Origin of the sequence: Kitasatospora sp. MY 5-36 (assembly GCF_001182915.1) — a bacterium.
In the GTDB taxonomy this organism is placed as follows: Bacteria; Actinomycetota; Actinomycetes; order Streptomycetales; family Streptomycetaceae; genus Kitasatospora.
Window position 1 is genome coordinate 1 of the sequence record NZ_LFVW01000139.1, and the last position, 3211, is coordinate 3211.

At 76.2% G+C, this 3211-nt stretch carries 3 protein-coding genes; 2 read left to right on the forward strand and 1 reads right to left on the reverse strand.

What is annotated here, in order from left to right:
* On the forward strand, positions 1-527 hold a 527-nt coding region (locus AE652_RS10755; protein WP_049651033.1), incomplete at its 5' end, for an ERAP1-like C-terminal domain-containing protein.
* Positions 528-711: 184 nt separating this feature from the next.
* On the opposite strand, the gene AE652_RS10760 is transcribed toward AE652_RS10755, so the two are convergent.
* Positions 712-1959, reverse strand: coding sequence for a CapA family protein (locus AE652_RS10760; protein ID WP_063780130.1), 1248 nt, complete (start codon positions 1957-1959; stop codon positions 712-714).
* A gap of 344 nt (positions 1960-2303) precedes the next feature.
* Here AE652_RS10760 and AE652_RS49475 point away from each other — a divergent pair, with 344 nt between their 5' ends.
* Positions 2304-3092, forward strand: coding sequence for a universal stress protein (locus AE652_RS49475; protein ID WP_063780131.1), 789 nt, complete (start codon positions 2304-2306; stop codon positions 3090-3092).
* Positions 3093-3211: the final 119 nt, after the last annotated feature.

The window sequence follows — 3211 nt, forward strand, 5'->3', positions numbered from 1 at the left end:
CCGGCACCGTGCCCGGCGGGCCGGTGCTCGACCCGGACCTGCGCTGGCAGCTGCTGCTGCGGCTGTGCGTGCTCGGCGCGGCGGGCGAGCCGGAGATCGCCGCCGAACTCGCCGCCGACCCCAGCGACACCAGCGAGAAGGGCGCCGCGCGCTGCCGCGCCGCACTGCCCGACCCGGGGGCCAAGGAGGCCGCCTGGCAGGCGCTGTTCCACGGCGAGCTCTCCAACTACCTGGCCGCGGCCACCGCCAGGGGCCTGTGGCAGCCCGAGCAGGCCGAGCTGCTGGACGGGCTGACCGCCCGCTACTTCGAGGAGCTGGGGTCGGCCGCCGCCCGCCGCGGCCCCGCACTGGCCCGGGTGCTCGCCACCACGGGCTTCCCCGCCTTCGCCGCCACCGAACGGACGGTACGGGCGGCCGAGGCCTGCCTGGCCGACCCGGAGCTCACCGCGGCGACCCGGCGTGGACTGGTGGACCAGCTGGACACCCTGCGCCGCGCCGTCCGGGCACGGGCGCGGGCCGAGCAGTAGCACCCCCGGCGGGCGGTAGGCGGCGGCGCGGCCCGGGTGGTCGCGCCGCCGTCTCGTGCTGTCCCGTGCCGCCGCACCGCGACGCCGCGCCCTGGTCCGGCAGGGCCCGTCCTCCGGCAAGGCCCGTCCGGCAGGGTTTGTCCGGCAAGGCCCGCAGGACGTATCCGGGCCGGTCGACCGGACCCTAGCGCGGTGCGGCCGGGGTCGTCGGAGCCTTCGCGGGAGCCGTCGAGGACTTCCCGGGAGCCGTGGAGGCTGGGGCCGTCGGGGCGGTGGGGGCCGTCGCGGGGGTGCCGGGGGCGCCCGGGGCGGCGGGCGCCGGGGAGAGGCCGGTGCAGCCGCGCAGGCCGTCGCGGCGCTTGAGGGCGGCCTCGGCGGTGGCGCCGGTGACCGGCTCCGGGATGCCCTTGTCGTCGATGGTGGCCGGGGTGAAGGCCTCGCCGGTCACCTTGCCGTCGGCGGTGAGGGTGAGGGTGGTGACACCGGTCTCGTTGGAGTTGGCGTAGTTCGAGGTGCCGTACCAGAGGAAGTTGCCGAAGCCGTACCCGATGTAGGTGTCGCCGAGCATGCCCGAGCCGACCATGGTGTGCGCGTGGGTGCCGACCACGGCGGTGGCTCCGGCGGTGGCGAGCTTCTTGGCGATGGTGGTCTGCGGACCGGTCGGGCAGGCCTTGCCCTCGTCGCCCCAGTGCAGGTAGACGAGCACCACCGGGGCCTGCTGCTTCGCCGTCTCCACCGCCTTGACCAGCGCCGGGACGTCCAGCGCCGAGGCGATGCCCGGCTTGCTCGCGCCGGCCCGCCACTTCTGGTTGGTGAGGTCCTCGACCTGGCTGGCGGCGACCACCGCGACCTTCACCCCGCGCACGGTGGTGACGTACGGGGCGTATGCCTCCTTGGCGTTGTGCCCGACGCCGACCACCGGGATCGGCGAGGAGTCCTTGGCGGCGAGGGTGTCGGTGAGGCCGTCGGCGCCGAAGTCCACGGCGTGGTTGTTGGCCATCGAGACGACGTCGACGCCCGAGTCCTTGAGCACCGACAGCGCCTTGGGCGAGGTGCGGAAGGTGTACGTCTTCGGCTCCGGGGCGCCGCGCCCGGTGATCGCGGTCTCCAGGTTGAGGACGGACAGGTCGGCGTCGGCGAGGGTGCGGGAGATCGGGCCGAGCGCCGGCTCGGGCGGCTTGACCGCCAGCCGGGCCTCGGTGCGGCCCTCGAAGTGGACGTCCCCGGCGAAGGCGACGGTGATGGTCCCGTCGGGCCGGGGCGGGGCGCTCTTGCCCGGGGCCGTGCCGGAGGGCGAGCCGCCCGGCGCCGAGGACTCGCCCGGCGGGACGGGGGCGGCGGAGGCCGGGGCCGGGGCGGGGTCGTCCGGCCCGCAGGCGGTGACGGCGGTCAGTCCGGCGAACAGCGCGACGGCGGCCGCGGCACGGCGCATGAGTGGATCCCCCCGAGGATGATGCGAGAACGATCAGCGTACGCCACCGAATCACCACCGCTCGGACCCGAGCCCGCAATATTCCGGCCACAAAAGGGCACGGCGCGGCGGCCCCGACCGGGCGCCGACGGCCGCTCCCCGGACGGCGCACCCGGCCCGCCTGGCCGACCCGTCCCAACCGCCCACCCGACCGGGCCACCACGTCCCTGGCGCGGAGGCGGGCGGGGCGCGCAGCGTGGTGTGGAGGGGACGAGTACGGGGGAAGCGCGTGTGGGGGGGAGCCCGTGCAGGGGAGCGCGCGTAGGGGGGCGAGTCCCGCACCGAAGGCCCGGAGGTGTGACGTGATGGGCAGCAATCAGCTCTCCTCCGCAGGTGACGTCTCCCCCGCGGGCGGCGGCCGCGCCTCCCCCGCCCGGGAGCGCCGGATCGTGGTCGGGATCGACGGCTCCCCGCCGTCGAAGGCGGCCCTGCGCTGGGCGGTCGGCCAGGCCGTGCTCACCGGGGCGACGGTGCACGCGGTGGCGGCCTGGGAGTACCCCTCGCTGTACGGGTGGTTCGCGCCGATGGTGGACGACGGCTTCGAACGGATCGCCCGCCGGACGCTGAGCGCCGAGATCAACGAGGTCCTCGGCCCGGACCGCCCGGTGGACGTCCGGGAGAGCCTGGTGCTGGGCCACGCCGCCGAGGTGCTGCTGGAGGCCGCCGAGGGGGCCGACCTGCTGGTGCTGGGCAGTCGCGGCCGGGGCACCTTCGCCCGGACCCTGCTCGGCTCGGTGTCCACCCGGTGCGCGGTGCACGGGGTCTGCCCGGTGGTGATCGTCCGCGCCGACGGGACGGCCTCCCCCGCGGCCACCGCCCTCGGGGTCGAACAGCTGGCACCCGGGGCCGTGCGCACCAAGGACTGGCAGCTCAGCCTGCACGTGGTCGAGGACGAGGACACCACCCGGGTGCACGCCGTGCTGGACGCCGACGGCAACGTGCTGCACAGCGACACCCGCTCCCGCCGCAACCCGCGCGACGCCCCGGCCCCGGCGGTCGGCGACGAGTTCGCGGTCGGCCGCGCCCTGGTGGACCTCGGCCACCAGTTGCTGCGCGCCGGTGTCCACGGCGCCACCGGGACCACGGAGGAGTGAACAACCCGGCCGGGGGTGGGAACCGGGCCGTGGCGTGAGCGGCGAGCGGCCGGGTACGCCATGCTGAATCACCGCTGAACTGCTGAACTGCCGTACCCCGTACCCCCCGTCCCTCCCCG